Source organism: Terriglobus aquaticus, from assembly GCF_025685415.1.
GTDB lineage: Bacteria > Acidobacteriota > Terriglobia > Terriglobales > Acidobacteriaceae > Terriglobus > Terriglobus aquaticus.
This window is the reverse complement of sequence record NZ_JAGSYB010000001.1, coordinates 2,717,681-2,743,979: the sequence shown is the minus strand read 5'-3', so window position 1 is coordinate 2,743,979 and position 26,299 is coordinate 2,717,681. Positions and strand designations below refer to the sequence as shown.

21 protein-coding genes and 1 tRNA gene are annotated in these 26,299 nt (G+C 63.7%); 8 read left to right on the top strand and 14 right to left on the bottom strand.

All coding sequences use genetic code 11. From position 1 onward, the window contains the following. Nucleotides 1-29: 29 nt before the first annotated feature. A complete protein-coding gene (locus tag OHL12_RS11425; protein WP_263413940.1) occupies nucleotides 30-2,033 on the top strand; it encodes an ArnT family glycosyltransferase in 2,004 nt (667 codons plus the stop codon). A gap of 36 nt (nucleotides 2,034-2,069) precedes the next feature. Here OHL12_RS11425 and OHL12_RS11420 read toward each other — a convergent pair whose 3' ends face one another. Together OHL12_RS11420 and OHL12_RS11415 are read right to left on the bottom strand one after the other, a co-directional pair. Continuing rightward, a complete protein-coding gene (locus OHL12_RS11420) occupies nucleotides 2,070-3,824 on the bottom strand; it encodes a L,D-transpeptidase family protein (RefSeq protein ID WP_263413939.1) in 1,755 nt (584 codons plus the stop codon). A 115-nt stretch (nucleotides 3,825-3,939) separates the two neighbouring features. Then, nucleotides 3,940-5,160: a hypothetical protein gene (locus OHL12_RS11415; RefSeq protein ID WP_263413938.1), complete on the bottom strand. Its 1,221-nt coding sequence runs from the start codon at nucleotides 5,158-5,160 to the stop codon at nucleotides 3,940-3,942. Between the two features lie 114 nt (nucleotides 5,161-5,274). Here OHL12_RS11415 and OHL12_RS11410 point away from each other — a divergent pair, with 114 nt between their 5' ends. Together OHL12_RS11410 and OHL12_RS11405 are read left to right on the top strand one after the other, a co-directional pair. Then, a complete protein-coding gene (locus OHL12_RS11410; RefSeq protein ID WP_263413937.1) occupies nucleotides 5,275-5,724 on the top strand; it encodes a DUF2251 domain-containing protein in 450 nt (149 codons plus the stop codon). Nucleotide 5,725: 1 nt separating this feature from the next. Continuing rightward, entirely contained in the window at nucleotides 5,726-7,324 is a 1,599-nt protein-coding gene (locus tag OHL12_RS11405) for a glycosyltransferase family 39 protein (protein WP_263413936.1), read from the top strand. A gap of 57 nt (nucleotides 7,325-7,381) precedes the next feature. Here the strand turns inward: OHL12_RS11405 and OHL12_RS11400 are convergent, their stop codons facing one another. Further along, a complete protein-coding gene (locus tag OHL12_RS11400) occupies nucleotides 7,382-7,693 on the bottom strand; it encodes a hypothetical protein (RefSeq protein WP_263413935.1) in 312 nt (103 codons plus the stop codon). Continuing rightward, on the bottom strand, nucleotides 7,693-9,387 hold the full coding sequence (locus OHL12_RS11395) for an amidohydrolase family protein (RefSeq protein ID WP_263413934.1): 1,695 nt from the start codon (nucleotides 9,385-9,387) through the stop codon (nucleotides 7,693-7,695). Before OHL12_RS11395 ends, OHL12_RS11400 begins: the two co-directional genes overlap by 1 nt. Nucleotides 9,388-9,551: 164 nt before the next feature. Between OHL12_RS11395 and OHL12_RS11390 the strand changes: the two genes are divergently transcribed. After that, a tRNA-Phe gene (locus OHL12_RS11390) sits at nucleotides 9,552-9,626 on the top strand. Nucleotides 9,627-9,716: 90 nt separating this feature from the next. Here OHL12_RS11390 and OHL12_RS11385 read toward each other — a convergent pair. The 5 genes from OHL12_RS11385 to OHL12_RS11365 form a co-directional block, all read right to left on the bottom strand. Beyond that, a complete protein-coding gene (locus OHL12_RS11385) occupies nucleotides 9,717-12,953 on the bottom strand; it encodes a DNA polymerase III subunit alpha (protein WP_263413933.1) in 3,237 nt (1,078 codons plus the stop codon). Further along, nucleotides 12,946-14,571 carry a DNA polymerase Y family protein gene (locus OHL12_RS11380; RefSeq protein ID WP_263413932.1) on the bottom strand — a complete coding sequence of 542 codons (1,626 nt, stop codon included), beginning with the start codon at nucleotides 14,569-14,571 and terminating at the stop codon, nucleotides 12,946-12,948. Before OHL12_RS11380 ends, OHL12_RS11385 begins: the two co-directional genes overlap by 8 nt. Continuing rightward, nucleotides 14,568-16,097, bottom strand: coding sequence for a P-loop NTPase family protein (locus OHL12_RS11375; protein ID WP_263413931.1), 1,530 nt, complete (start codon nucleotides 16,095-16,097; stop codon nucleotides 14,568-14,570). Before OHL12_RS11375 ends, OHL12_RS11380 begins: the two co-directional genes overlap by 4 nt. A gap of 210 nt (nucleotides 16,098-16,307) precedes the next feature. Beyond that, nucleotides 16,308-17,093: an ABC transporter permease gene (locus tag OHL12_RS11370; RefSeq protein WP_263413930.1), complete on the bottom strand. Its 786-nt coding sequence runs from the start codon at nucleotides 17,091-17,093 to the stop codon at nucleotides 16,308-16,310. Nucleotides 17,094-17,129: 36 nt separating this feature from the next. Then, nucleotides 17,130-18,086, bottom strand: coding sequence for an ABC transporter ATP-binding protein (locus OHL12_RS11365; RefSeq protein ID WP_263413929.1), 957 nt, complete (start codon nucleotides 18,084-18,086; stop codon nucleotides 17,130-17,132). Between the two features lie 212 nt (nucleotides 18,087-18,298). Between OHL12_RS11365 and OHL12_RS11360 the strand changes: the two genes are divergently transcribed. Beyond that, nucleotides 18,299-19,234, top strand: coding sequence for a CHAD domain-containing protein (locus OHL12_RS11360; protein WP_263413928.1), 936 nt, complete (start codon nucleotides 18,299-18,301; stop codon nucleotides 19,232-19,234). Here the strand turns inward: OHL12_RS11360 and OHL12_RS11355 are convergent. Continuing rightward, complete coding sequence (locus OHL12_RS11355; protein WP_263413927.1) at nucleotides 19,231-19,641, bottom strand: VOC family protein; 411 nt, start codon at nucleotides 19,639-19,641, stop codon at nucleotides 19,231-19,233. The two genes, OHL12_RS11360 and OHL12_RS11355, sit on opposite strands and share 4 nt — an antisense overlap. A 99-nt stretch (nucleotides 19,642-19,740) precedes the next feature. Then, complete coding sequence (locus tag OHL12_RS11350) at nucleotides 19,741-20,922, bottom strand: LssY C-terminal domain-containing protein (RefSeq protein WP_263413926.1); 1,182 nt, start codon at nucleotides 20,920-20,922, stop codon at nucleotides 19,741-19,743. Between the two features lie 61 nt (nucleotides 20,923-20,983). Between OHL12_RS11350 and OHL12_RS11345 the strand changes: the two genes are divergently transcribed. The 3 genes from OHL12_RS11345 (at nucleotide 20,984) to msrA (ending at nucleotide 22,592) form a co-directional block, all read left to right on the top strand. Beyond that, nucleotides 20,984-21,247 carry a hypothetical protein gene (locus OHL12_RS11345; RefSeq protein WP_263413925.1) on the top strand — a complete coding sequence of 88 codons (264 nt, stop codon included), beginning with the start codon at nucleotides 20,984-20,986 and terminating at the stop codon, nucleotides 21,245-21,247. Then, a complete protein-coding gene (gene moaC / locus OHL12_RS11340) occupies nucleotides 21,244-21,771 on the top strand; it encodes a cyclic pyranopterin monophosphate synthase MoaC (RefSeq protein ID WP_263413924.1) in 528 nt (175 codons plus the stop codon). The genes OHL12_RS11345 and moaC overlap by 4 nt, the downstream gene beginning before the upstream one ends. Nucleotides 21,772-21,887: 116 nt before the next feature. Continuing rightward, complete coding sequence (gene msrA / locus OHL12_RS11335; protein ID WP_263413923.1) at nucleotides 21,888-22,592, top strand: peptide-methionine (S)-S-oxide reductase MsrA; 705 nt, start codon at nucleotides 21,888-21,890, stop codon at nucleotides 22,590-22,592. A 66-nt stretch (nucleotides 22,593-22,658) separates the two neighbouring features. On the opposite strand, the gene OHL12_RS11330 is transcribed toward msrA, so the two are convergent. From OHL12_RS11330 to OHL12_RS11320, 3 genes are all read right to left on the bottom strand, one after another. Then, nucleotides 22,659-23,177, bottom strand: coding sequence for a YciE/YciF ferroxidase family protein (locus OHL12_RS11330; protein ID WP_263413922.1), 519 nt, complete (start codon nucleotides 23,175-23,177; stop codon nucleotides 22,659-22,661). A gap of 112 nt (nucleotides 23,178-23,289) precedes the next feature. After that, on the bottom strand, nucleotides 23,290-25,260 hold the full coding sequence (hscA, locus tag OHL12_RS11325; RefSeq protein WP_263413921.1) for a Fe-S protein assembly chaperone HscA: 1,971 nt from the start codon (nucleotides 25,258-25,260) through the stop codon (nucleotides 23,290-23,292). Between the two features lie 42 nt (nucleotides 25,261-25,302). Next, nucleotides 25,303-26,019, bottom strand: a complete 717-nt coding sequence (locus OHL12_RS11320; protein ID WP_263413920.1) for a DNA-3-methyladenine glycosylase family protein — start codon at nucleotides 26,017-26,019, stop codon at nucleotides 25,303-25,305. Between the last annotated feature and the right edge of the window lie 280 nt (nucleotides 26,020-26,299).

The window sequence follows — 26,299 nt, the reverse complement described above, 5'->3', positions numbered from 1 at the left end:
TTTCCTTTAGCCGCCAAAGTGGAGAGATTATGTTGTCTCGCACGTCTCTTGAGTCGTCGCGTTTCGCTCGTCTTTGTTACTTCGCCGCCCCAGTGCTGCTGCTGATCCTTGCAGCAGAGTTGCTCTTCTCCGTGCGCCAGCAGTCAAGAACCGTAGACGAGGCTGCGCACCTGTATGCCGGCTATCAGCACTGGACCGCGCACGACTTCGGTGTGAATCCGGAGCACCCGCCGCTGGTCAAGATGATTGCGGCCCTGCCTCTGCTCGGCAGGCACATACAGCAGCCGCACCCGCCCAATCCCTTCTTCTACGCAGAGGAATACATAGGCGGCGACCAGTTGTTGGGGATGAACGGCGGGGACGACCTGCTGCAACGGGCCCGAACCGCGCTAGTCGTCTTCCCGCTGCTGCTCGGAACCATGATCTTCCTTGCTGGCACTGAGATGTTCGGGCCCGTGGCCGGTCTGTTGGCACTGTCAATCTTCTGTTTCGAACCCACGCCGCTCGCCCATGGAGTCCTGATCACGACCGACATGGGCGTGGCCGTCATGGTCTTTGCGACGGTGTGGACGTTCTGGCGCTACCTGCAACGGCCTGGATGGGATCGGCTGTTGCTGTTCGCCCTTGCATTTGGGCTGGCACTTGTAACCAAGATGAGCGGCGCGATCGTGCTGCCGATCCTCCTGGTGTTGGGAGCGATGGAGATGATGCAGCGGGATCATCGGCGTCCGCTTCAGGTGTTTGGCGGCATCGCAGTGGCTGCGTTGGCCGGCTATGGGATTCTTTGGGCCTTTTACGGATTTCGCTATGCGGCTCGCCCCGCTGCCAACATAACGTTAGTGCCGAACCTGGCAGCGTTCACCATGCAGTTGCCGAGCCACTTCGAGCGCGCGCTGGTCGTGTTTGCGGCGAAGTTCCACCTACTGCCGGAGGCGTACCTGTACGGCTGGACGAAGCTGCCGATCGACCAGATGGCGCACCCGGCGTTCTTGTTCGGCAAGGTGTATCCGACCGGTGTTCCCTGGTATTTCCCAGCTGCGCTTCTGATCAAGACGTCACTTCCGCTGCTGCTGCTCACGGGCGCATCGTTCGTCCTGCTGTTTCGTCGAGATTTCAGGTACCGGCGTCAGTTCCTCTTTGTGATGGTGCCGATGATCGTGATCGTGCTCGCGAGTATGACCTCGAAGCTGGACATCGGGGTTCGGCATGTGTTGCCGGTGTATCCGTTTGCTGTGTTGCTTGCCGGTGCCACGGCATGGCTGATTGCGCAGCGTTCCCGGGCGGCTGCGATTGTGATCGCACTTGTGATGCTGTTCCAAGTGGGTTCTTCGCTGCATGCGCATCCGGATTACCTGCCGTATGCGAATGAGGCATTCGGAGGTTCCAATCGGACGTATCGCTTGCTAAGCGACTCGAACGTGGATTGGGGACAGCAGCGCAAGGAGGAGCACGCATACCTGGAGCGGAACCACATCACGGATTGCTGGTCCGCCTACCCGCAGACAATGCCGCAGCCGCTCGGGTACGGCATCCCGTGCAAGCTGCTGCCGAGTGGCCTGGGCATGTGGGCGGGATCACCGCAGACGATTATGCCGTTAAAGATCTCCGGCATTTTCCTGCTCGGAACGTTTGAGACGTCGGGCGCGGTCTGGGGCCCCGGCGATATGAATCCGTATCGTCAGTTCCAGGACGGGCACCCGAAGGACATGATCGGGCACTCCATCCTGGTGTACGAAGGCACGTACGATGTTCCGCTGCTGGCGGCGCAATCGCACATGAGCCAGGCGCGTGGCCTGATTCGGACCGGACAAGTGGACCGAGCGATACAGGAGGCGAGCAACGCTGTTGCGATCGCGCCCGATGCCGCCGACGTGCAGGTGGAGCTTGGAGCGATGTTCCTGTCGCTCCAGCGAAGGGCCGAAGCGGAAGCTGCCTTCAGCCGTGCGCTGGCACTGGCGAAGGCGCATCGCCCCAACGATCAAACCGACACAATCGCGCAACGGATTGATGTGCTCAGAAAGGGGCGGTACTGACCGGCAGGACACGCCCCTGAGCGCGATGATCAGTGACTAGACGGAAGCTTCTCCGCGGGCGCGACCGGGCTTGTGCTGGAACGGATAGCCGTGCTGCAGTTCCTTTTCCAGGTCCGCGTCGTAGCCGTACAGGTCCTGGAAGAAGTGCATCTCGCCGCCGTCCACGTAGGCCGTGCCATAGAAGAGGACGACGGGAACAGACTTGCCGAGCGATACCGTTTTGTTGATGACGGTGTCGTCGTTCATGGTCTGCTGGATTGTGTCGGGATCCCACTTGCTGTTGTCACGCAGCAGCCAGTCCGCGAGCTTGGGCGGATCCTCAACGCGAACACAGCCGTGGGAGTAGTCACGACGGTTGCGCGCAAACAGGTAGTGCGCGTTGGTGTCGTGCAGGTAGACGTTGAACGGATTGGGGAACATGAACTTGACCAGGCCAAGTGAGTTTTTGGGACCGGGCTTTTCGCGCACCATGACGGTGCTGTGCTCCACTGCCTCAGCGGAGGCGGGCACCTCTTCGCCTTTGCTGTTGACCGCTTCAAAGTTGTGCGAGCTCAGGTAACCGGGATCGGCCTGCATGTGGCCGAGGATCTCTTTCTTGGCGATGGACGGCGGGATGTTCCAGAACGGCCGGAAGACCAAGTACTTCATCTGGTCCGCGATCATGGGCGTGTGGTGCTCGTCTTCCTTGCTCTGGCCCACGACGACCCGCATGTTGAACTGCTGCGTGTCTCCTTCAAAGGCGCGAAGAACGAACTCCGGCAGATTCACCAGGATGGCGGGCTGCTGGTACTGGTCGGGCAGCCAGCGCCAGCGCTCCATGGCGTCTTCGATCTCGTTGACGCGGGTGGTGATGGGCACGTTGAGCGCGGCAACGGTGGCCTGAGACAGCTTGCCGTCCTCCGGCAGACCGTGGCGATGCTGGAAGTGCTTGACGCCGTCCGTCAGCGTGGCAAGATCCAAGCTCGTTCCTGGTGCGGCGGATGGAGATGCATCAGCGCCAGAGTTTGCGGCGGTGTTGTCTGTGCCGCCCTGGAGATCTCCGAGAAGTTGCAGTTTCTGTTGCAGAGCCGCAAGGCCGGGGTAGGAGCGCGACAGGGAGGCGGCTGACGTTCCCGGGCTGGGCAGCGGATCGCTGTGATCCTGCGCGGCCAGGTCGAGGTAATGCGGCAACTGGTCGCGCAAAGCTTTGTATTGCGCGGATTGCGGCTCCAGATCGGTGAGCGCTTTGTCTACTTCGCTGGCGGAGGCGATCTGGTCGGTCAGCACAGTCGGCAGATCCAGTTGCTTGGAGCTGGAATCGATGCCGAACGCGAAGAACTTGGGATCGGTGCGGCCCATGTGAATGGCATTCAGGAAGCGCATCGCGTTCACCGTCATGGCGGTGTCAAACGCGACCTTGCCATCGTCGGACGAAAGCGCGGCCACGCGGCCCTGCCACCTGCTGGCGTCGTAATCCTCGGGTTCCAGGCCGCGCTTGCGAGCGTTGCTGAAGGCCTGCATCAGCTCGTTTGCCTGCGCGGTGGGCTTGCCGTCCTTGCTCCAGGCGAGTGTGTAATCCCGGCTGTCGTAAAAGCCGCTGACCGCAGCTTGCACATCTGAGTAATCCGGCCACTTCAGGGCATCCATGTGGCCGGTGCTGATGGCCTGCTGGATGGCGTCCGTGTAGGTCGGCTGCGAAACACCGACGGAGCCGGCAGCCTGCGCCGCGATGCGCTTGGCGCGCTTGCAGCCGGAGAGAGGAAGAGTGACCAGAAGAGCTGGCAGCAGAAGAACCGCAACGACAGAACGCATAGGATTTGCTGTTTGGATGCAGCCTTTGCGGAAATGGAGCGTTCTCTGCCGAGCTGCTTTCGCCATTTCGGCGCTTCTTACGCAACGAAGCAAACGGGAGCGCGCGAACCTTCGCCTACTGGTGCAGCGACGGAACGACCGTGACGGCCAGCAGCGTCTCCGTCGCGATGACGGCGCCACCCAGGAGGAGGTATAGCTTCCGCTGTCGCGTTTCCAGGGCGTCGGCGAAGATGCCGGCGGCAAAGGTAAGGAGGAACGGCACAGCCCACAGCAGCGGCCATGTGACGAGTTGCGTGGTTTGCATGGGCAACAAGGCGAGTGCAACCAGCAGAGGAGCGGTGTTGCCGAAATAGCGCGACCGGCGCACGGCGAAGTACAGCACCAGGCACAGCGCCAGCGTGGCCGTAAGGGGAAGGTTGCGGAAGTCGGAGAAGAATAGTTTCGCCGCTGCCGTTTGGACGGTGAAGCGCGCCGCGCCCGCGGTGAAGACGTAAAAGAACGGGGCGAGCCGGAAGGCGTAGCTGGCAAACACGATGCACAGCGCGCCCAGGCCGGAGCCGATGAGCAGCGGCAGCACCAGGGTGCGTCGCCGCTCCGCCACATACAGCATGAACAGCGCCGCGAAGCAGAGCGCGACCACGCCAGCGAGTACGTGCGCGCACAACGTGACACCGAGCCCAACGGTAAAGAGCACGATGCGCGGGCGCCACTTCTCTGCGGGGCCGTACATGGCGTGCGCAATGCCGAGCGCCGTGTAGATGGTGGCGAACAGACCCCACGCGGCGAGGATGTCGTTGTTGGGCGTGGTGGCGGAGGCAAGCACCGGCGGCAAGACGCAGTACAGGCACAACGCGAAGAAGCCGGCAACGTTACCAAACTGGCGCCGGCACACCCACCATAGGCTGGCGCCAAGGCCCATCGCGGCTAGCGCAAATGGTACTCGCAGCAGGTACTGCAGGCCGGAGATCTGATGCCGCAGATCGTAGACGGAGCCCTGCACGGAGTTAGCGACATAGGTCCGCTCGCCTGGCGGTTTAGCGGCGTCGGCCCGGCGCTCGCGCCAGTCCTGGAAGCGCAACACCTGCACGTAAAGCGTGAGGGGCAGAGCGGCGGCGCGGTAGGCGGCGGTGCCGTCACCCTGCATGTTGCCGCAGGTCGTGAAGTAGCCCAGCGCGGGCGAGGGCTTTTCCCACATCTCGCGGCCGCACAGGGCGTACCGGTAGTCGCTTTCGGTCAGCGGAGCGCGACCGATGGTAAACAGAGCCGCGCCCAGAAACAGCAGAAGGACCAGGGCGGCAAGACGTTGGGGACGTCCAAAGTGGAAACGAAAACTCATTCCGAATGACTTCTGACCAGTTTACGCGCCTGTGCTGGAGAGCTCGCTTCAGCGGTGGAGAGGCGCATAGGCTTGCTCACGCTTGTCAAGCGCAGCCTGCTTTACCCTGAAGGTATGGATGCACTCGACTTTCGGGTGGGCAGCGCGAAGCTGGTCAGCTATTCGCCCGCGCGCGACTTGCCGTGGCGCGTTGTCTTTGAAGACGAAGGTGCGGCGGGATACTGCTACGCCTGCGACGGCGACCGCGCCACGGTTGAGGACGATTTCGACGTGACTGTGATGGACGCCATGCTGGTGTACAACACCGACGCGATGCGCTCGCAGGAAAACGGCGACCGCGAGCGACTGGTGACCATTGAGTGGTCCGCGGATGGGCTGCGGGCGGCGCTGCGGCTGGATGGTGTGCCGCAGGTGCTGCTGGACTTTGAGCTGCGCGAGAGCTACTGCCGATCCAACTTCCCGAACTTTATGGACGACGGCCGCAACGGCTGGCGGAGCAACGACCACCGCTGGAACGAAGACGCCATGCTGCGGTTTGAAAAGGCCGCGCTGCAGGCACGCTGACGTGCTCGCCGGGACGAGGTCAACGCTGACACGCGGCGATGCGGGACAGACGCCGCCGCATCCGGACGCATCGCCGTTTCGCATTCCGTCCTGGCCGGTACTCGCTCGCTGGGCGGCGATGGTGCCGCTTGCCGCGTTCCTGCTGCGGCTGGTGCTGTATGAGCGCACATGGCCCATCGTGCACGATTCGGCCATCCTGCACTATGTCGTCTTCATGGTCGGATCGGGCCGCGCGCCGTATACCGGGATGATTGAAATGAATCTGCCGGGCGCGCTGATGACCGAGTGGTTCGGCATGCACGTGTTTGGCGCGACCGCGGCCGGGCTGTGGCGGTGGGACGTCCTCATGGGCCTGCTCGCGGTTGCAGGTGCGGCGTGGATCGCTGGTCGCGGGTATCGCATGGCCGGCATTGCCGGAGCCATGTTCACCTGGACGTTGCATCTGAACGACGCCGCTTTCGACATTGCAGAACGCGATTGGCTGATTGCCGGCCTGTGGCTGCTGGCGCTGGCCTGCGCTGCCGAAGCCGTGGATCGCCGCGATGCACGATGGATGGCGGGCTGCTTCGCGCTGGCGGGATGGTGCTGCGCGATCAAGCCGTTCGCGATATTGCTGCCGGCAGTTCTGCTTGCCATGGTGCTGTGGCACATGCGCGATCGGTGGCGCGCGGTTCTGGTGTGGTCGCTTCTTGGCGCAGTGCCGCCGGTGCTGGCCACTGTGCTGTACTTCGCGCACTGGCCCGGTGCGTTCGACGCATTTCTGCACACTGAGCGCACATTGGGTGCGTGGTACGGAACGCTGAACCGCGCCACCTGGCACCGCATGCTGCTGGGGGTGTTGCTGTACCCGGTGCTGGCCGCGCTGGCGTTGGTGCTCTACCTCTTTGTGCGCGCTCGTAGTTGGCTCCGCCTCCGGGATCTGCTGCTGGCGGTAGGCGCGGCGTGCGGCGTGGTGATGTACCTGGTGCAGCGCAAGGGCTTCCCGTATCACGTGTACCCGTTTGTGCTGTGCGCCGCGGTGCTAGGTTTTGTGCTGGCACAGCGCGTCTGGACAACGGCGTGGGCCTCTCGCGCCATGCGCGGTTTCGATGTGCGAGTGGCTGCGGTGATGTTCGTGTTCCTGTGCGCAATACGGCTGCCCGCCAAGTTCTGGCACAACCGCGACAACGCCGAGTACCCCTATGGAACGCAGCAGGCGCTGATTGCAGATTTGCAGTCGCTGGGCGGTCACTCGCTTAGCGGACAGTTCCAGTGCCTGGACATGACGCTGGGCGGATGTATCGGCGCGGCTTACGATCTGCGGCTGGTGCAGACTACCGGCTTCGTCAACGACCACATGCTGTTTCCGTATCCCGAGTCTGCGTCTTCGGTGCTTACTGAATACCAGCAGCGATTCCTGCGGGAGATGCAGGCGAATCCGCCACGCGTCATCGTTCTGACGGCGCACAACTGGCCGCACCAGGATGACCGTGACCTGACGAAACTGGAACGCTGGCCGGCGTTCGCCGAGTGGCTCCTGGCAAACTATCGCGTGGACCGCACGCATCTGGCGACTACAAAAAAACATACGGCTAGCTATCGCATCTACGTTCGACAGTAACGCTGCCGCAAGCGGCAATAGAGCTAGCGAAGCGGCAGTTGGTCCGGCGAGTCCAAGCTAACGGCTGTACAGCAGGTTCGCGTCCTTGTAGCCGATCTTAGTAAAGAGCGCGATGACAACCACGGTCAGCACGAACGCTACTGTCGTGCTGATCCAGCCCGTGCGGATGCGTCGCGCAAGCAGGGAGACAAGCAATAGCAGCAGGTAGAGAATGCCGTCACAGAGCAGCCAGTCGAACTCATACTGCCGGCGCGTGTAGCCCTGTTGCGCGATCACATGGGTTACGTGAAACGGGCGCCACAGCATGCCCGCGATCGCGGTGAGAAAGAAGAGGACGGACTGGCCGAGGATCGAGAGAACACGCTTCATCAGAAAGCCTCAGATGGATTGCGCCCACTCTGCGAGCCCTGCGCGCGGGATGTGGATGCGAGCCCATTGTAGGCTGCGGGCTGAGCGAGTGTGCTCTCTTCAAAGGCGATGAAGCGGCGTTCGAGTTCCCACTGCTGCAGCGCCTTGTCGCTGCTGTGAAAGAGCGTCTGACAGGTGCTGCCCGGCACGTCCGTGCTCCGCGCGGGCAGGGGGCATCCGCTTCGCGTGGCCGTGAAGCGGTCAGGGGCGGACCACAAGCTGTCCCCATGCAAAAAGCTGTGCTCCAGCGAGGCGCGTGCGCTCTGCTTCAGCGCGGAATAAGTCAGGTGCTGGTCGGTTACGGCGCGCACGTATTCGTTAGTCAGGTCGATGCGGGAGACGCCTTCATCATCGGTCGAAAGATGAAACGGGACGCCAGCGGCACGGTAGATGGCGAGCGGGTGGTCGGCGCCCCGAATGCCGAGGATGCCGTCGTTGGAACTGAGATTGATCTCGACGGAGACGTGTTTCGCGGCCATCTCTCGCAGCAGAGCGGGCGCGTCCGTTTCGTAGGCCACGTCGTCCCCGTGGCCGATGCGTTCGGCTCCGGCAATCTCGATCGCCTCGCGAATGTGGAAGCGCAGGCCGTCGGGAGGCACCAGGCCCAGGGTCAGTTCGCCTGCGTGCAGGCTCAGGCGAGCGTGCCGCGGCTGAGTCTTGTACTTGCTCTGCAGGAATTGCAGCAGATGCATCTCCGCCGAATACTGGCTCATGCTGGCCAGCGTGTCCTCCGGCTGCACGTAGTTCAGGCCCACGTAGTTGGGATCGTTCGCCGCGGCGGTGCCCATCTCGTATGCCATGACGCTTTGCGCGAAGACGGTCGGCAGCGGCAAGGCACGCAGCACCTGGTACAGCATCCGGATCTGTACCTGGCACGCAGGCTGCGCCTGTGCAGTGTCGCAGTGCTCGCGTTCGCGGCGAGCTTGCATTGCGCTCTGCATTTCGTCCGTCGCCTGCTTCGCCAGATCGCGGATGCCGTGGGCCAGCAGGTACTGGTAGAACGGCTCGGGATTTGCCGGGTCGAGCGTGGCACCGGCGGCCAGCCTGGCCACGGGCACCACGTCGGGCGTGTGCATGATCTCCAGATACTGCTCGTTTTGCGCGGCCGCACGGGTTGCTACTTCATCCAGCCATTCCGGAAGGTTGTGCTTGCTCAGGCCGCTGAAGCGCGGAAAGGTGGCAAAGAACTGGTCGTGGCCGCTGGTGCCAGAGGTTGGCACAAACGTCCGCATGCTGAAGCTGTCGATCAGGGCGTCATAGAGCTTCTGGTTGGTCAGCGCGTTTGCCGCGGGGACTGTGCCTTCCGCGCAGACCGGCCTGGGTGGAATCGACTTGGTCGTTCCGATGTTGGGCAGAAGCAGCAGCTTGACGGGGTCGGCGCACAGGTTCTCTGCAGCTGCTTCGTGGATGAAGGTCTCGGCATACACCGCGCCGGAGAGATGCATGTGAAGATCGCCGCCCTTTGGAAAGGCGGTGAGCATGGCCCGAAGCGCAGGTGGCGAGTTGCGCGCGGCCTCCAGGCGCTGGGCCACCCGGGCCTCGCGCGCGGAGACGGCCGGCGCCTGCGCGAGTGGATCGGTAGCGGTGCAACCGGCAACCACGAGTGCCGTGGCCAGCAAGGCGCGGCGCAGCAGGAGATACGAAGGGAAGTGCATGGGCGTCCGTCCAAAGAAGCTCTATGTGGGGTCTCTTCAGAGTACGACGTGACCGGCCCCAAGTTTTCGGTATACTACTCAGGTTGCTGATCCTCGCCAGGACCGCAACCGGCTGCGCCGCCCGGCGGCAGCCTCTATGGGATTCACCTCTCGTGAAGCACCATGGCCAGATAGCTCAGTGGTAGAGCGCGGCCCTGAAAAGGCCGGCGTCGGCGGTTCGATCCCGTCTCTGGCCACCACTCACTTTTAGTACACGCGCAGCGCAGCGGTTCGATCCCGTCTCTGGCCACCAGCCTTACAAACAAGCCGTTTGTTGCAGACCTAAGCCGCTAGTGGAAATCGTGCGAGCGCACGGCCATGGGCGCGGTTTGCAGCACTTCGATCGTCTCGGCTTTCACGTGGACGACGCTGTCGGTGTTTTGCAGCTTGCCCCATACGCGCAGGAACTTGCCCTGCGTTACGGTCACGCGTTCGCGCTCGTACAGATCCGGGTGCACTATCACGTTGCTGATGCCGGTCTCGTCTTCCATGGATAGAAAGATGAAGCCGAGCGCGGTGCCGGGGCGTTGCCGGGCGATCACGCATCCGGCAGCGGTTACGTACTCGCCGGTATGGCGGCTCTTCAGGTCGCGCGCGGAGAGGATGCCCATGCTGCGCAGCTCCGCGCGGCGGTAGGCCATGGGGTGGTGATCGGTGGTCAGTCCGGTGCCGCCGTAGTCCGCCACCAGCCGCTCGTCAGTACGCATCTGCAGCAAGGGAGAAGTTTCAGTGTCGCCTTCCAGGTGCTGCAGCAGCGGTCCGGCGGGACGGCCGCACTGCTCCACCTGCCACAGTGCATCACGACGATGCCCCACACCTTCCAGTGAGTTCAATGCGCCAATGCGGCCTAGCTGTGCAAGGTCGCTGCGCCGTAACGCAGGCACGCGCATGGCAAGATCGTGCGTTGTGCCGAACAGACCGTTGCGGTCGCGCTCTTCGACAATCGCCTGCGCCACCGTCGCCTTCATGCTGCGCACGTAGTTGAAGCCGAGTCGCAGCGAGAGCGAACCGCAAGGCTCGTGCTCCACCGTGCAGGCAACTTCGCTGCGTTGAATGTCGACGTGCTTCACGCGCAGGCCGTGGCGCTGCGCATCCTTCACCAATACAGCCGGCGTATAGAAGCCCATGGGCTGGTTGTTGAGCATGGCGCAGGTGAACGCGGCCAGGTACTTCACCTTGAAGTACGCCGACGCAAACGCGATCAGCGCAAAGCTGGCGGCGTGCGATTCCGGAAAGCCGTACAGCGCGAAGCCCTGAATGCTGCCTACGATCGCCTCCTGAGTGTGCTCGGGCAGGTTGCGCCGCGTCATGCCTTCGCGCAGCTTGGCCATTAGTTCGCCCAGGCGCTCCCAACTGCGGCGCATGCCAACGGCTTTGCGCAGCTCTTCGGCCTCGGCACCGCTGAAGTCACCGACGACCATGGCCATGCGCAGTAATTGTTCCTGAAACAGCGGAACGCCGAGCGTGCGTTCCAGCACGGGCTTCAGTTCTTCGCATGGATAGCTAACCTCTTCGCGCTTCTGGCGGCGGCGCATGTAGGGGTGCATCATCTTGCCGACGATGGGGCCAGGCCGAATGATGGCGACCTGCACGACGATGTCGTAGAACCTCGTTGGCCGGTTGCGCGGCAGCGATGCCATCTGCGCGCGGCTTTCCACCTGGAACATGCCGACGGTGTCGGCCTTGCACAGCGTCTCCCACACCGGCTTCATCTCTTCGGAATCGTCTGGCGGCAGTTGCGCCAGGTCGACTTTGTGGCCGTAGTGCTCGGGGATAAGCGTGAGGCAATCCTTCATTACGGCCATCATGCCCAGGCCCAGGAGATCGATTTTGATCAGGCCCAGGTTGCCGCAATCTTCCTTGTCCCACTGCACAACGCTGCGGCCCGCCATGCTGGCGCGCTCCAGCGGAACGAAGCGGTTCAGGTGGCCTTTGCAGATGACCATGCCGCCGGAGTGCTGGCCCAGGTGCCGTGGCAGGTCCTGCAGGCGCTCGCACAGTTCCACATACTTCGCGATGCGCCAGTGCTGCAGGTCAAAGCCGGCGTGCCGGAAGTTGTCACCCAGCGTCTCGTCCTTGCGGCGCCATTCCCACTGGCCGATTAGACCGCTCAGGCGGCCCAGTGTTTCTTCGTCAAAGCCAAGTGCCTTGCCCACCTCGCGTGCCGCGCTCTTGCCGCGATAGGTGATCACGTTGGCAGTCATGGCTGCGCCCAGTTCGCCGTAGGTGTCGTATACGTGCCGGATTGCCTGCTCACGACGGTCGCCGCTGGGCAGGTCCAGGTCGATGTCGGGCCACTCGTTGCGGCTTTCGCTCAGGAACCGTTCGAACAACAGGTTCATGCCTACGGGATCGATTGCCGTAATTTCGAGCGCATAGCAAACCACTGAGTTCGCCGCGCTGCCGCGACCCTGGATGAGGATGTCGTTCGTTTTGCAATGCTGCACGATGTCCTGAACGATGAGAAAGTAACCCTCAAAGCCGAGTTTTTCAATCAGCTTCAGCTCGCGTTCGGCCTGCTTTTTCGCACGCTCCATCAGGCCCGAATCGCGCTTCGGACCGTAGCGGGTTTGAATGCCGTTGTATACCTGCTTGCGCAGATACTGCTTCATCGGCTCGCCGTTTGGCGTGTCGTATGTGGGGAAGGTGTAGCCAAGATCTTCCAGCTGGAAGTCCAACCGCTGCGAAATGAGCAGCGTGTTCTCGACCGCTTCTGGAATGTCAGCAAAGAGCTTGCGCATGTCCGCAGCGTTGCGGACGTGGCGCTGCGAGTTGGTCTGCAAGAGGCGGCCGGCCTCATCCAAAGAGCAGCCGTGACGAATGCCGGTGAAGATGTCGAGCACCTCGCGTTCGTAGGGCGTGGCGTAACGCACGCCGTTGGTGGCGACCACGGGCAGGTGCAGTGATTCGGCGATGCGTAACGCTGCCTGGTTGCAGGCTTCCTCATGACGGCTGCCATGGCGTTGCAGTTCGATGTACACGTTGTGCCTGCCGAAGATGTGGGTCAGGTCTTCGACGACGCGGCGGCCCTCCGCTTCGCCTCCGCGATAGAGCGCGGCCCACAGCGGGCCTTCGTCGCCGCCTGTCATGCAGAGCAGGCCGTTGCTGAATTCGCGCAGATCGTCCAGCTCGGCGAAGCCCTCGCACTTGCCGGGCTGCCGCATCTTGAACCGCGTGATCATCTGGCTCAGGTTCTGGTACGCCGTTTGGTTCGTGCACAGCAGCGGGATGCGCGCGGGCTCGGGCCGGTGCTGGTGCGGCAGCGCGGACGGTGGCGTGAGTCGCATGCCCAGGTCGGGAACAGCGATCTCGGCGCCCACATGCGCCTTGATCTTGTTGTCCTTCGCGATGGTATGGAAACGTGGCGAGCCGTAGAAGCCGTTGCGATCCAGGAGCGCCATGGCGGGCAGGTCGGCATCGTGCGCGGCGTGGATGAGCGCTTCGGGCAGCGAGGCCGCCTCCAGGAAGCTGAAGGCGCTGTTGCTGTGCAGCTCCACGTAGCCGCGGTTGGCTTCGGCCTTAGTCATAGATGCCTTCCAGCAGCCAGTGGCGGTGCATAATGTCGCGCGCGATGCGGCACACCAGTGTGTCGCCGCTGCTGCTGTTCGCGGTAACATCCCACTCTTCCTGCGACCATGCAGAAGTGGTCCACCAATTCCCGCTGCGACGCCATGGGCCGAATGCGGTGGCGACTTCGTATCGCGTGCCTCGCCAGAAGAAAAGTTTGGGCTGCTTTTCTGCCGTGTGCATCTTCAGCAGCACGGGTGGCCGCAAGCGGCGCAGGGCGAGCGACCTGCTTTGCGATGCAAAGCTACTCGCTTGCTCCTGGTAGTTCAGTGGATCTCCATGCAGCGCAGGGTGATAGATGGAATGAGTTTTGCTTGCGCTGCCGCTCGCGCGCAGATGGGGTGCGAACGTATCGACAACATAGCTTTCCGGTGCATGCGTATCGAGCAGTTTCGGCCGTCCGACGCGGCCCTCGCCAACCAGGGCGCGGATGCGCGCCAGCGTCACATCCAGCCGTGACGGCTCAGGCAGTTGCGGGCTGAACATGCCGAGCTGCGCACGCGTCTGGTCGCCCGGCTCTGCGTGCAAGTGCACGGCAACGATCGGAGCTCCCGGCGGGTGCGCCTGCAGGTCCAGGTGCAACAGCTTCAGGAGAATGCGGCTGTCCGCCAGCGGCAGCGCAGGCTTGACCGTGCGCTCAAACTGCGTGGCTTCGGGCGCGATGGCGGTGTCCTCCGCCGCATGGTTCGTCAGCGAGAGCCGCACCGTCACACTGGCCAGTGCGAGCGCACGTTGATTCGCGCGCAGTACCAGTTGCTCCAGCATGGGCCGCAGCACGAACAAGAGCGAGTCGAGCAGATCGACAGGGGCGTCGAACTCGGTGCGCTCCTCCAGCGTGAAACGGTCTTCGGCAGGCTGCATCAGGTGTGGATGTTCGCCGCGTGCCTGCAGCCACAGGCGTCGGCCAGCCTGCCCCATGCGCGCGACCAGTTGTGTTTCCGGCAGTGCGGCCAAATCGCCCAGCGTGTGCAAGCCCCACAGGGCAAAGGTGTCGCGCTGCTCTTCTTCTACGCCGTCCAGCGCTGAGAGTGGCAGCGGTGCCAGCGTGGCGCGCTCTGCTCCGTGAGCAACTACGGCGGGCTTGCCGCCTGCGTAGGGTGCGGCGCATACAGCGGTGTGGAAGTTGTCGCTGACACACAGATGCGCCAGCAGGCCCAGGGCGCGCACCTGCTGCAACACGTTGCGCGCAACCTGCGCGGGCGGACCAAAGATGCGTTCGGTTCCGGCGATGTCGACCACCACGCGATGCGCTGCGTTGCGAGGCGCAAGCACCTGCACGCGCGGTGAGACCTGCCACACTGCTGCCAGCAGAGCGGCGGCGGCGCTGTCTTCTTCACTGCGGGAGCGGCGCAGCGCTTCGACGCCGGGGAAGCTGTCCAACTCGGCGCGCGTGGTGCCCTGGCGAACGCCTTTCTGACGTGCCAGCCGGGTGGTGCTGCATACAGTTTCGAGCGGTGGTGTTCCGTCGAGGATTGCGATCGCTTTGCCGCGCAAAGCCGGACGGTGCCGCAGCCGCGCCTGCGCCGGGAACTCCGGTACGTGCACGCAAAGGAAGCGCGGCTGGTGGATCGGGCTCACGCGCGCACGCTCCAGTGCGTGTCAGCCTTCCACAGCGGTTCCGGTGTGTGTGCGCGATGGTCCGATTGCACCGGCTTGCGGAACGGAACGACTTTGCTTTGCGATGCAAAGCGATCCAGAGGTGCAACGGTCGTCCCGGTCCCACGGCGCTGCTGCTCCAATTCCACGCTGATGCTGCTGCCGGTCAGGATGCGGTTGCCTTCGGTGTGCAGCTCCTTGCGGCGCAGCGAGACGGTAAGGTCGGCGCTGGCGCGAGCGCACGGATGTTGCGACAGAACGACAAGGCTGCCACGCGAGCGTTCGCAGCCGGCGCGGAACCGGAACCAGGTGGCCAGTGGAATACGCCACACTTTGTCTGCAGGCAGGGAACTCAGGTCGAGCACAAGCAGGCTGAAGCCACCGGCCTGCAGCAGCAGATCGACGCTGCGCAGCGCCTGGTCAAGCGGTGCCCACACATCCTCGGCGCCATCCTTGCGGCGTGCAGCGAGTGCATTCAGGCCTTGCACGTCCTGGCGTGGTTTGGGTTTCTGCGGTGCAATCGGCTGTGCGCGGCGCGAGGGCTGCCGGTCGGTCGGAATCTGCTCCTCGCGATAAGGCGACGCATGTGGAAACGGCATGGGCGGCCGCTGCGCCGGTGGCAACCGGGTAGAGCCGATTGGCGCGTCTGCCGCAGAAGGCAGACGGTTCGAGCCACAGCTCACCTTGCGCTCCACCTGCCGGCCGAACAGGCTGCCGTTGGTGGGCACGATCTCTTCTGGCGGAACTAGATTGCTCTTTGCGGAAGTGACTGGCTTGCCGGTAGGGAACCTGGCGGCCTTGCCCAGCACCATGGCCACATGATGGCTCACGCTCTGCGGCTTCATCGCTTGCGCAATGTCGCGGTTGGGCATGCCGGGCGTGCCGATTTTCTTTCGTGCGCGGCGATCCGGAATCGCGGCCGAGCGTGGCTGCTGCTGCAGGAGCGCGTCGATCGCTTCGGCCATGCCGCGGCCTTCGCCGCGCGGGTGCGGGCTACCGCAGCCACCATTTCCCACCGGACGCGGCGTGTGATTCGTGGCGACCAGGTTCGGCTCCGCGGGGGCGCTCTCCATGGAGGCAATCGCGGCAGGCTCCCTGGTGTCCGGATCCGCTTTCTGCGAGGGCAGGGCTGCTGACCTTGGCGACTTCTCCTGCGCAGGCGCGCCGCAGCGCACCCATAGCAGCCGTTCCAGGTCTACGCCAAACAGCGCGGCGGTCTCGGGGTCCAGCTCGTCGCTCACGTCAATCCAGGCGACCACCCGCTCCGCAGCAGTGACCGCAGCAGCCAGGGATAACGCTACGGAAGTGCGGCCAGAGCAGGCCTGCCCATGAATTTCCGTGATGCCGCCCACGGGAACGCCGCCACCCAGCAACTCCGTAAGCCGCGGATCGTGCAGCGGCTGCCGCTCGGCCTCCTCGCGCGCCATGGGCGACAGCGCTGCGGGGATGCGGTGGGCGAGCTGAGCTTCGATCTGGGACTTGAGGAGGGCTGCGGTGAGGGCTGGCATGGTTGTTCGCCTTTTATTCGCCTTTCGGAGTTACAGGCTAGCGCACCTCCTACGCGCTGTCACCTTGCACCAGGAGCAGTGCAGCCGTGAGATTTGTGTTGTTGCACAGCTTCTTGGGCAATCGTGTACGAGCTTCAAAAACGCAGCAAGAACTACTCCCGGGCCACTGTGGACCCGGGAGTAGGCAGTACCTGCTTTGGTACGTGAGGCTTACGCCTTGGCGGCGTTGCGGCGGAACAGAAATACGGTGAGCAGGAGCGCCACCACGGTAAAGGCCGCGAGCCACACCACGTGCTGCCAAGGCTGCCATTTTGAGCCGTAGCCCAGCGCCCAAAGCGCCAGTTGGCCCATGTGCCAGGTGGGCAGCGCCGGGGCCACGCTGCTGATCCACTTGGGCAGGCCGCCCAGCGGAATCCACAGGCCAGAGAGGAAGCTCATGGGCAGGTAAATCAGGTTCACCACGCCGGCAGCCGCGTTAGGAGGAACCACCATGCTCAATAGCAAACCCATGGCAGCAAAGGGCAGCGTGCCGGCCAGCACCACTTCCACCAAGTGGCGAAGCTGGTTCGCGGGAACCACAGCGTGGCCGAACTGGATGCCGCACGTGGTCAGGATGGCGAGAATGATGGCACCAAAGGCGGCGGCGGTCAGCAGCTTGGCGAGCAGGTACGCGGGCGCAGGCATGGGGCTGGCCTGCTTCAATTCCAGCCAGCCCAGCGCACGCTCGTTGGCCAGCGTGACGCAGATGCTGAACAGGCAGCAGCCCACCAGGCCAAAGATGCAGTAGGTGCCCAAAAGGTATTTGGCGCGCCACTGGCCATCGGGCGAACTGTTGCCCACCACCACGCCAAACAAGAGGTAAAACATGACCGGAAAGCCGATGGTGGCGACGGAAAAGGCGCGGGCGCGCAAGAGGCGCAGGAACTCGTACTTGGTTTCTTTCACGTACAGCGGAAACTGCGGTGCGCGGGCGGGAAGCGTGGCGGCGGTGCTCATGGCGTGCTCCTGAAGCGGTCTCGGTTGCGAGTGGCTTTACTTGTCTTGCGTAAGGGCGAGAAAGGCGTCTTCCAGGTTGGGGCTGGTCACTTCCAGCGAGTGCAGCGAGGAGTCCAGCGGCAGCAGGGCGCGCAGCACGGGCTCGGCCTGCTTCACGGTCAGCGTCACAGCAGAACCGATGTACTCCACGTCGATGACGCCGGGCAGGGCGCGCAGTTGCGCTTCGGGAACTTCGGTGACGCAGCGCACCTTGCGGCCGCTGACCTGCGCCTTGATGTCGACGGGCGTGCCCTCGGCGATTACGCGGCCGCGTGCGATCACGGCGATGCGGTGCGCCAGGGTGTCGGCCTCTTCCAGGTAGTGCGTGGTCAGCAGAACGGACTTGCCGCGCTCACTCAGCGCGCGAACCTGCGCCCACAGCGCATGGCGAGTCTCAATGTCCATGCCCAGCGTGGGCTCGTCTAGGAAGACCAGATCGGGGTCGCCGCAGATTGCAAGAGCAAACAGCAGCCGTTGTTTTTGACCGCCGCTCAGGTCCTTGAACTGCTTCTTGGCGATCTCCTGCAAGCCGGCAATGCGAATGACCTCATCCTGCGGCAGCGGCCGCGGGTAGTAGCTGCGGAACAGGTCCAGGTACTCGCTTGCGGTCAGCGTCTCGGGCACACGGGCCACCTGCAGCATGGCGCCCAGACGCTCGCGGGTACGCGTTTCCAGCGGGCTGCCGCCGAAGACGGTGGCGGTGCCCTCTGTGGGCCGCAGCAGACCCAGCAGCAGCTTGATCGCGGTCGTCTTGCCTGCGCCGTTCGGACCCAGCAATGCAAGGACCTCGCCGGGACGCACCGTCAACGAAAAACGATCGAGCGCAACGTGCGCGGCCGCTCCTGAGCCGTAGCGATGGGTTACGCCGGTCAACTGCGCCGGGGGTGCCACCTGGCTGGCCAGGGCCGGATTGGCGGTATTGGCTGCGGGCATGGAAAGCGTGCTGGTCGACATGGAGCTCTCTTTCTTCGGCTGCCTTGCTACGGGGCGGCTGGATCCAACACAGTCAGAGTAAGCGCCGGGCGTGCGCAGCCCCAGCGCATGTTTCATTGCTGAGGCATGACAGGTGTCATCTTGCGATCGCAGCGCAGCTTCGCCGTGACGGTGCGAAGACAGATGCTGCGACGGCAAAGAGACCACCGTGGCGCCTTTGCATCTATACCTGTGTGAGTTCAGCCCGGCACATTGTGGCGAGCAGTTTGCTCGACAGCCAGATCCAGGCCCTGGAGAGCGCCATGCTCGTTGCGCAAACCAGTGCGGACAAGAGTCCCGTACATCGCCTGCGCACCAGTACCCGCCGCATGGAGGCGCAGCTAGTGCTGGTCAGCCTCCTGCCCGGCATTCCCGAGCACAACGAGCAGGCGGACGAGGTGCAGCGGCTGCTGCGGCGCGTGCGACGTGCGGCTGCCACGGTGCGCGACATGGACGTGCAGATCGACATGATCGAAGCGGACATGCCCGACAGCGCGGCGGTACACAACGGATCGCACGGCGATCAGGTACGCCGCGAAGCGCAGAAGCTGCTGAAGAAGCTGCACAAGAAACGCGATCGTGAAACGGGAGAGCTCACGGGCACCCTGAAGGCCGAGAGCGAGGATCTGTCCCGGGCCATGCACGCTCTTCGCAGTGTGATCGGCTCGACCTCCGGCAGCCGTCCGCGCACGTTTACCGCGCCCGAACTGAGCGAGCAGATTCAGAACTGGTTTGCAGCGAGGGCTCGCGTCGTGCTGCAGGCCGACCGTCACCCGGACCGCGCCCATGCGCTACAGCGATTGCAGCGTCTGGACGAAGACACGCTGCACGACCTGCGCAAGGTCGCCAAGCAGTGCCGCTACATGGCCGAGAGCCTGCCGGAAGGTTCGTCCGAAGCAAAGCGCTTGGCGCAGCGCTTCGAATACCTGCAGGAAGCGGGCGGAGCGTGGCACGACTGGCTCACGCTGGAGTGTGCTGCCGCGCGCACGCTGGGCAAGAAGTCAGCACTGGCCGAGCGGTACCGGCGCCACCGCAATGCCGCCTTGGCGGAGTTCCACCTGCAACTGGCACTGGAGTTCACCACCGGTAAGCACGGCCTGCGCACAGCCAAGCACCCATACCGCGGCTAGGCAGTTAGCAGAGCAAACGGATCGTACTCACCCACGGACCAGATATGTCCTTCCGGGTCGCGGACGGCGAACGCTTTGCCGCCGTAGTCCATGGTCCGCAGTGTCATTAGGATCTCCGCACTGGTGCTTTGCGCTGCTGCGTAGACCGGGTCGCAGTCGTCCACGATCAGGTACGCGCTTGAGGTGACTCCGCCGACCTCGGCTGGCCGGCGATAATGCGTCGCCATTTCGGATTCGTTGTGTGTGCTGCCCAGCATGACCATGCCAACACCACCGCGACTGCGGCGATGCACCAGCTCCGCATGGACCACGTGACCCTTATCCGGATGACGGTACACGGCGTGCTGCGTAAAGCCGAGAGCACGTTCCAGCCACTGGATGGCTGCGTCGGCATCGTGATAACGCATAGAAGGGATGACTGTGGTTCGTTCCTGCATCGATCCACCTCGGCGTGCTTCTGGCACGCGCGAACAGCGTAGCGCATCCGTGTCGCTGCTGACACGGGTTCAGCGGAGCTGGACCACCAACATGCGACCGTCCGTGGTGAAGCTGCCACCGGTGGCGGTGCGCGCCTGGTGCACCGGGTTCAGCGGCGTAAAGTAGGCCGCTGCAGCTACTCCGCCGCTGCCCTGCAATGAGTCGCGCAGGAAGTCGCGCTCCTGGTCGATCTCTGGCGCAATGCGGTGCGTCACCTGGCCGTTACGCTGATCACGCTCCAGGCCGACATCGTGCGTGGCAGCGCCGATCCAAAGCGGCACTCCGCCAACAGTCACGCCGCTGTTCCAGCAGCGCAGGTGGTGTCGCTCCGTCGCAACCGTAATGGCCGAAGCGCGGGCAAACCCAAGATCCTGAGGCCGGCCAAAGAGGTACAGCGTGCTCATCGGCACCTCAACGTAGGGCTTGTGCTGCAACGTATTCAAGAGGCCATGCACCAGCGCTGCCGGCGCGTTCGCATCCACCTCAAGCCAGCCAGCATTCGCCAGAGCCGTTCGCACCTGCTGCTCGGTGCCAAGCAGCGCGAAGTTTGTGGCGTCGCCCGGCTCGCCGTCGCGGTCGGCAACGCGGCGCGGCAGGGCATCCATCGTCGCCGGAGAGAGCGTGCTCAGGAGGTTTGCCGGCGTCCGCAGCGTGTTGGGCGTTTCTGCCGGCGTCGCACCAGCGGCTGTGACGCGCACTTGCACGCGGAGCTGGCCCACCGCCGGGAGCTCGTTGCTGGCGTTCACGCGGAGGAAGAGATTGCCGCTCTCTGTTGCCGTCAGCGTGGACTGCGCGCCCACGGTGAACGGCACCGCCGCGGCGCGGCTGCCGATGCGGCCAACCAGGGCGCCGGCATTGGCAGTGTCCACCGGAAAACGCCGCAGCATGTCGCGCCAGCCGCGCGTAGCACCGTCCGGAGAGAGCGTGTGGTCGCCGAGTTGAATGCTGCCGCTGGCCTCGAAGGTGAGCGCGTCGCCGGCCAGTACCGGAACGCCGGTGTCGGTCCAGTCCGCTGCGGCAGCATCGATGGTGAGCTTGCTGTGAGTGTTGCGGTGGGAGAGTGCTGCAGTTGCCGCAGGCGTCGCTGCAGGAGCAAGGATCTGGATGCGCGAAGGGATTCCCGTCTGCGCTGCCGTCCGGATCTGCTGTGTCGCGGCGACGCGTACGGGCAGCAGCGCGGAAGCAAGCACGGAAGCAACGAGCGGGCGCACACGTGTGGAGACGCAGGTTTGCCCGAGAAAGTTACTGCCGTGGCTGCGATACGCTGGCAGTGTGAGACCCGAAAAGGACAATGCCGCAAGAGACGAGCAGACCCGTGCGGGCGCGGTGCGTGCCGGCATACGTCGTGCGTCCTTTGGCCGTGCTCTTGTGGCGTTGGCTGTCTTCGCGCCCGTCCTGGTGATCCTGGGCGGCTTTCTGCTGTCGCGCGGCAGCATCTACAACCACCGCATCGCGAGCCCGCGCTGGCCTTGGATCGTGGCCGATGTGGCTCTGCTGCTGATCGGCATGCGCATGATGCGCGGGGAGGACCTGTGAGCAAGAAATCCGCAGCACCGGCTGGAGCACCCACAAGCCTGAGCCACTACAACGCCGCGGGCGAGGCCTACATGGTCGACGTGAGCGCGAAGTCCGCCACACGGCGCGAGGCCGTGGCCGAGGCCTTCGTTGAACTCAACGCCGAGGTACTCGCTGCGTTGCCGCAGAACCCCAAGGGCAATCCGCTGGAGGTCGCGCGCTTCGCGGGCATCATGGCTGCCAAGAAAACTGCCGACCTCATCCCCATGTGCCACCCGCTGCCGCTTAGCTTCATCGACGTGGAAGCGACTGTTGTCCACCCTGCCGAGCTGCTGCGCACCGGAGGCGGCGTCCGCATTCGCGCCACCGCCGCGACCGTGGCCGGCACCGGCGTAGAGATGGAGGCCATGACCGCGGCGAGCGTCGCTGCGTTGACCGTGTACGACATGACCAAGGCGCTGGATAAGGGCATTCGTATCCGGGAGATCGTTTTGCTGAGTAAGAGCGGCGGCAAGAGCGGGGACTACCGGCGCGAGCGCGACTGAGCGGTTCTGCGGCGATGGTCTAACGGTCCGCCTCTTTGCATACCGTAAACATCGCATCGAGTCCTGCTTGCGAACGCGAGTCTTGCGTGCACCCGCGCGGGTTGCGACCGAGTCCAATGGGTATGAACGCCGTTCGCTCCGCCCTGCTCGCCTGTGCTGTGCTTCTGCCGCTAACCGGCTGCCATGCCGCGCCCGTTGCAGGCGCATCAGCAGCCAGCTCTGCCGTCCGCAAGTTCCCGCTGCCGCAGCACGACACGCCCTTGGCGAAAGAGCCGCTGCAGACCGCGGTCTTCGCCGGCGGATGCTTCTGGGGCACGCAGTCCGTGTTTGAACGGGTAAAGGGCGTGACGGCAACCGAGGTGGGTTACTCCGGCGGGTCAAAAGAGACCGCGACCTACGACCAGGTGACCACAGAGACGACGGGCCATGCCGAATCGGTGAAGGTGACGTACGATCCGTCCGTCATCACGTACGGCGGTCTGCTGCGCATCTTCTTCTCGGTCGCACACGATCCCACGCAGTTGAACCGGCAGGGGCCGGATGAGGGTACAAGCTACCGCTCGGCCATCTTCTTTTCCAATCCTCAGCAGCAGGGGATCGCGAAGGCCTACATCGCGCAACTGAATGCCGCGCACTTGTTCAACGCGCCGATCGTCACGCAAGTGACCCCGCTGAACGGCTTTTACCGTGCGGAGGACTACCACCAGGACTACGCGCTGCGCAATCCCGACAACCCGTACATCCAGGTATGCGATGTGCCCAAGATCAAGTCGCTGAAAGCGACCTACCCGGATCTGTTTGTGGATTACAAGGGCGAGTAACGAAACGCTATGTGAACAGGAAAAGGCGAGCCAATGCGGCTCGCCTTCGTGCTTTGCGCGGGGATATTACGCGTTCGCCATCTGCTGTCCCGCTTCGGCCGCCTGTTGGTTGATTTTGCTTTCCGCAAGTTCCGTGAACTTCTGGTCGCCACCCTTGCTGTCTTCCAGCGATGCCTTGATCTCGCTGACCGCGTCCTGCTTTCCGATCACCTTGGCATAGCTCTCGATGGAACCGTACGACGCCACGCGGAAGAGCTGCTGCTGGTTCGCCGCAACGATCAGTGCCGAGTCGCGAATGGGACCGGCATCGGTGTTCTGGATCATGCCGTCCACCTCGTGCAGCATTGCGGCCGTCACGTGGTTGTCATTGCGCTCCACCTGGCTGCCCAGCTTGCCAAATGCCTGCTCCACGCGCTGCGCGTATTCCTTGCTCTTGGTTGCGGTCTTGCCGAACAGTTGCTTCAGGTCAGGATCGGACGCGGCTTCGGCCCACTTGGGCGCGGCCTCCGCAATCTTCTCTTCCATGTCGAGCACATAGCTCATTGCGACCGTGGTCAACTGCTGCACGCTTTGGATCTTTGCCATCACACTCTCCTTGCCGCGCTGCCATGCAGTGCGGCATACAAGCAGTGAGATGGTGTCCTGTGTGACGGAACGGTTATGCCGTCGCGTCAACATGAGACACGCGGTGCAACAGTTACTCCGGCTTTTTCGTTTCCTCAATCTGCGCGGGTGCAAACGGGTGTGGCGCACTCGGGCCATCGCCCATGGACTCGCCCGCCGCGTTCATCGTCTGGCCGGTCAGAGCCGAGGATACGGCGGAGTCCATCATCAACTCGGCGAAGCGCCGAGTGTGCTTGTCGAGAGTTTCAATGCCGCGACGGATGATCTTGTAATCGCCGCCCTTGACGCTTGCTTCCAGCTCCAGCACCGCGGCCTTAATGTCCTGGATCTCGTTGAAGCTGAGCTGCTGCCACGCCGGGTGCTTCTCGCCTTTCTGCACGGCGTCCAGGATCGTCTGCGCTTCGTTCTTTGCCTCGATCACCTGGCGTTCGCTCAGGTCGGCCTCGGCGTTGTCGAAGCTGTCGAGGATCATCGTCTCAACCTGCTCGTCGGTCAGGCCGTAGCTGGGCTTTACCTCTACTTGCGATTCGGTGCCGCTGCGCTGTTCGCGCGCGCTTACCTGCAGAATGCCGTTGGCATCGATCAGGAACTTGACCTCGATGCGCGGCAGCCCCGCCGTCATCGGCGGTATGCCTTTCAGATCGAAGCGCGCCAGCGATCGGCAATCCTTGGCCAGCTCCCGCTCGCCCTGCAGCACGTGGATCGCGACGTTGGTCTGGCCGTCAACGCCGGTCGTGAAGTGCTCGGTCGCGCTTGCCGGGATGGTGCTGTTCCGTTGAATGATCTTGGCCACTACGCCGCCCAGTGCCTCAATGCCGAGCGAGAGGGGCGTCACGTCCAGCAGCAGCAGATCGCTGGTCGCGGCGGAGCCGCCGCCCAGAATGTCGGCCTGCACCGCGGCACCCAAAGCGACGACCTCGTCAGGGTTCAGTTCCGTGTGGGGCTTTTTGCCTCGCACTGCAAGCTCGAAGACTTCGCTCACCAGCGCACGAACAGCCGGGATGCGTGTCGATCCGCCAACCAGAACGACTTCCTGGATCTCTGCCGGCGTAATGCCTGCATCCTTCATCGCCTGTTTCGCCGGGCCGGCGGTGCGTGCGATCACGGGCGCAATCAACTGCTCAAACTGCTCGCGGGAGATTTCGCGCTGGTAGCGCCGCGGCTCCCCGGTAAGGTCACGGCCGAAGTCGCTCAGGTCGATGTTCAGCTTCGCGATCTCTTCCGATGAAAGCGCGATCTTCGCCTCGATCACGGCGTTGCGCACCTTCTGTAGAAGCGCGGCGGGGAGTTGTGCATCGGTGTAACCGGGGAAGAACTCGTTGCGGATCTCGTCCAGGGCGATGCGCAGCAGCAGGTTGTCGATGTCGTCGCCGCCCAGGTGCGTGTCGCCGTTGGTGGCGATCACCTCGAAGATGCCGTCGTGCAGCTTAAGGATCGACACGTCAAACGTGCCGCCGCCGAAGTCGTACACCGCGACGGTACCGGCCTTGGCGCGGTCCAGGCCGTAGGCCAGCGCGGCCGCGGTTGGCTCGTTGACCAGACGCAGCACTTCCAGACCCGCGATGCGGCCCGCGTCCTTCGTCGCTTGGCGCTGCGCGTCGTTGAAGTAGGCGGGAACCGTGACGACGGCCTTGGTCACGGGCGTGCCGAAAAAGCGCTCGGCGTTGCGTTTTAACTGCTGCAGCACTAGTGCGCCAATTTCGGGCGGCGTCAGCGTGCGGTCGCCTACCTTCAGCTTCAACGGGGCATCGGCCTCATCCTGGTTCACGATGTGGAACGGGAACAGTTGCAGTTCGTCCCGAACATCCGCGATGCCCCGGCCCATCAGTCGCTTGGCGGAGTAGACGGTGTTGCCCGGCTCGCTCAGCAGCGTGGCACGCGCGGCATTGCCCACCTGCACGTCGCCACCGTTGATGGCAACCACCGACGGAACAATGGGCGACCCGTCTTCGCCGGGAATGACGGTCGGTTTGCCGTCTTGCAGGTACGCCACAAGCGAGTTGGTGGTGCCCAGGTCGATGCCGACAATGCGTTCGGAAGCCATGGCTCTATTGTCCCATTGCGGGCGCAGCACCTTTGCGCCGGGTCAGGCCGGCTGCTTGCTTGCCGCGTCCGGCTTCGCCAGATCGCACGCGCGCCACAGATACCAACTGGCCACCGAGCACCATGGGTGCCACTTCCTGGCCCGCTTCAGCATTTCGTCTGGCTTGGGCAGATCGGCTGGGGTCACCTTGTCCTCGGGCTTCAGCTTGCCAAAGGTGAGAGCGAACCCCTTCCGCACGCCGTAGTCGCTCACCGGCAGTACGTCTGGCCGTCCCAGGCGAAACATCAGGAACATCTCCACGGTCCAGCGGCCAATGCCGCGTACCTGGGTCAGGTGCTCGATGATGCTTTCGTCGTCCATGCGCCGAATGCGGGCCAGAGTCGGAACCGTGCCATCCAGCGTCTTGGCGGCCAGGTCACGGAGCGCCAGCGTCTTGTTCGCGCTGAGCCCGGCCCCTCGCAATTGCGGCGTCGGGCAGTCCAGCAGGTCCTGCGCGGAAGGGTGAACGCCGACACCGCAGACTTCATGGAAGCTTTCCAAAAGCCGAGTGTGGATGGCGCGGGCCGCCTTGCCGTGAAGCTGCTGAAACACAATGGATTCAGCCAGCGCCTCGAACGGCGACTGCGATCCGGAAATGCGAAGCGTGAACGGCCCTGCGCGCCCGATCAGCCGCGCCAGCTTTGGGTCTGCCGCGGACAGCGAGGCGACCGCTTCCGCAGCGTCGTAGGGCGGCTTGCGATTGGCCGAGGGTCGAGGCATACGTCAGTTTTTCACGTTCCGGCGGAACGACTATCGCCCGAAATGAACTCGGACCGATTCGGACGCAATTTACAACAGGTATCTCTGACGGCAGATTGGAAAGAGCGAGATCCCATCTTTCAGCCCGAGCGGCCGGCACCTTTGCCGAGCCCGATTTGGCGACGGACGATTATCGCAGGATGCACGAAACCAGTAGGGAACCTCTGGCCTCCGGCGGTGCTTGTGGCCGGACGGCGCTGCTATAGTTCTGGTGAAGTTCCCGACACCTCCGACGCCGCGA

What these genes read in the sequence shown, in the direction of transcription:
- OHL12_RS11425 (WP_263413940.1), top strand. Translation starts at nt 30, where the DNA reads ATGTTGTCTCGCACGTCTCTTGAGTCGTCGCGTTTCGCTCGTCTTTGT.
- OHL12_RS11420 (WP_263413939.1), bottom strand. Translation starts at nt 3,824, where the DNA reads ATGCGTTCTGTCGTTGCGGTTCTTCTGCTGCCAGCTCTTCTGGTCACT.
- OHL12_RS11415 (WP_263413938.1), bottom strand. Translation starts at nt 5,160, where the DNA reads ATGAGTTTTCGTTTCCACTTTGGACGTCCCCAACGTCTTGCCGCCCTG.
- OHL12_RS11410 (WP_263413937.1), top strand. Translation starts at nt 5,275, where the DNA reads ATGGATGCACTCGACTTTCGGGTGGGCAGCGCGAAGCTGGTCAGCTAT.
- OHL12_RS11400 (WP_263413935.1), bottom strand. Translation starts at nt 7,693, where the DNA reads ATGAAGCGTGTTCTCTCGATCCTCGGCCAGTCCGTCCTCTTCTTTCTC.
- OHL12_RS11395 (WP_263413934.1), bottom strand. Translation starts at nt 9,387, where the DNA reads ATGCACTTCCCTTCGTATCTCCTGCTGCGCCGCGCCTTGCTGGCCACG.
- OHL12_RS11385 (WP_263413933.1), bottom strand. Translation starts at nt 12,953, where the DNA reads ATGACTAAGGCCGAAGCCAACCGCGGCTACGTGGAGCTGCACAGCAAC.
- OHL12_RS11375 (WP_263413931.1), bottom strand. Translation starts at nt 16,097, where the DNA reads ATGCCAGCCCTCACCGCAGCCCTCCTCAAGTCCCAGATCGAAGCTCAG.
- OHL12_RS11370 (WP_263413930.1), bottom strand. Translation starts at nt 17,093, where the DNA reads ATGAGCACCGCCGCCACGCTTCCCGCCCGCGCACCGCAGTTTCCGCTG.
- OHL12_RS11365 (WP_263413929.1), bottom strand. Translation starts at nt 18,086, where the DNA reads ATGTCGACCAGCACGCTTTCCATGCCCGCAGCCAATACCGCCAATCCG.
- OHL12_RS11355 (WP_263413927.1), bottom strand. Translation starts at nt 19,641, where the DNA reads ATGCGTTATCACGATGCCGACGCAGCCATCCAGTGGCTGGAACGTGCT.
- msrA (WP_263413923.1), top strand. Translation starts at nt 21,888, where the DNA reads ATGGGTATGAACGCCGTTCGCTCCGCCCTGCTCGCCTGTGCTGTGCTT.
- OHL12_RS11330 (WP_263413922.1), bottom strand. Translation starts at nt 23,177, where the DNA reads ATGGCAAAGATCCAAAGCGTGCAGCAGTTGACCACGGTCGCAATGAGC.
- hscA (WP_263413921.1), bottom strand. Translation starts at nt 25,260, where the DNA reads ATGGCTTCCGAACGCATTGTCGGCATCGACCTGGGCACCACCAACTCG.
- OHL12_RS11320 (WP_263413920.1), bottom strand. Translation starts at nt 26,019, where the DNA reads ATGCCTCGACCCTCGGCCAATCGCAAGCCGCCCTACGACGCTGCGGAA.